Consider the following 1,139-nt stretch of genomic DNA (forward strand, 5'->3'; position numbering starts at 1 on the left):
GGGTCTCCCTCCGTAGGCGACTGCGAACCCGAAGGGCAGTGGCTCCCCTACACCCATAGTTTTAGTCATGAGTGTTGATTAATCCAAAATCCAAAATCCAAAATCCAAAATTGATATGTTTCTAGTCACTGGAGCCACAGGGGGAATAGGTCGCACAGTTGTGCGACTTTTACGTGAACAGGAAAAGCAGGTGCGAGCATTTGTCCGTCTCACTTCGCGCTATAGCGAGTTAGAACAGCGAGGAGCTAACATCTTTATTGGTGATTTGCGCCAAGAAAAAGATATTCAAAAAGCTTGTCAGGGCGTACAGTACATTATCAGCGCTCACGGTTCTGGTGGAGATGCTTTAGCTTTAGACTATCGCGCTAACATCGAACTTATAGATTCCGCAAAAGCTAATCAAGTCCAGCACTTTGTTTTTATTTCCGTGCTAGGAGCAGACAGGGGATACGAAGATGCTCCTGTGTTTAAGGCAAAACGAGCAGTGGAGCGATACCTGGAAACTAGTGGCTTGAACTACACTATTCTACGCCCATCTGGATTAGCATCCGACTTACTACCATTAGCAGAACGTTTTCGGGAAACGGGGTTTTACCTGCTTGTTGGCGACCCCAAAAACCGTACCTCTACTGTTAGTACAGATGATTTGGCAAGGATAATAGTAGATTCTGTGACAGTTGAAGCTGCTCGTAATCAGATATTATCAGTTGGGGGACCAGAGATTTTAATGCGAGAGGATATTCCCAAAATTATTAGTCGCATTTTTAACCGAGAGCCACTGATAATTAACCCGCCACTCTTAGCTGTAGATGGGCTGCGGGGTGCATTAGGTTTTTTCAATCCCCAAGCACAAAAAGCTTTGGGAACGTTTCGTACATTACTAGCTAACGAATTTTTCTGTACAAGAGAAGAAATTGCAAAATTGGAAACTACGTTCAATTTTGAGCTTGAAACACTAGAAAGTTTCTTGCGACGTCGTCTGGCGGTTTAATCAGTAAACAGTGAGTCCAGTGCTGCAGTCCTTGTTTCCCGACAGAGGCATCTGGCGTATGCGTAAAGCGCACGCCCAGAGGTCAGGTCTAAAGCGCAGCGGAACCGGAGGTTCTCCCCGATAGCCCTCCGGGAACGCCCGTCGCCTG

The 1,139-nt window shown here is 46.4% G+C and carries 1 protein-coding gene; it reads left to right on the forward strand.

Annotated features, from left to right (window positions below; genetic code table 11):
• The first annotated feature begins 115 nt into the window (after positions 1 to 115).
• Positions 116 to 991, forward strand: a complete 876-nt coding sequence (locus AC5590_RS34285; RefSeq protein ID WP_169269006.1) for an SDR family oxidoreductase — start codon at positions 116 to 118, stop codon at positions 989 to 991.
• Positions 992 to 1,139 lie beyond the last annotated feature (148 nt).

The sequence above is a fragment of the Brasilonema octagenarum UFV-OR1 genome, assembly GCF_963888615.1.
Lineage (GTDB): Bacteria > Cyanobacteriota > Cyanobacteriia > Cyanobacteriales > Nostocaceae > Brasilonema > Brasilonema sennae.

Coding starts and splice junctions, on each gene's coding strand:
- AC5590_RS34285 (WP_169269006.1), top strand. CDS start 116: ATGTTTCTAGTCACTGGAGCCACAGGGGGAATAGGTCGCACAGTTGTG.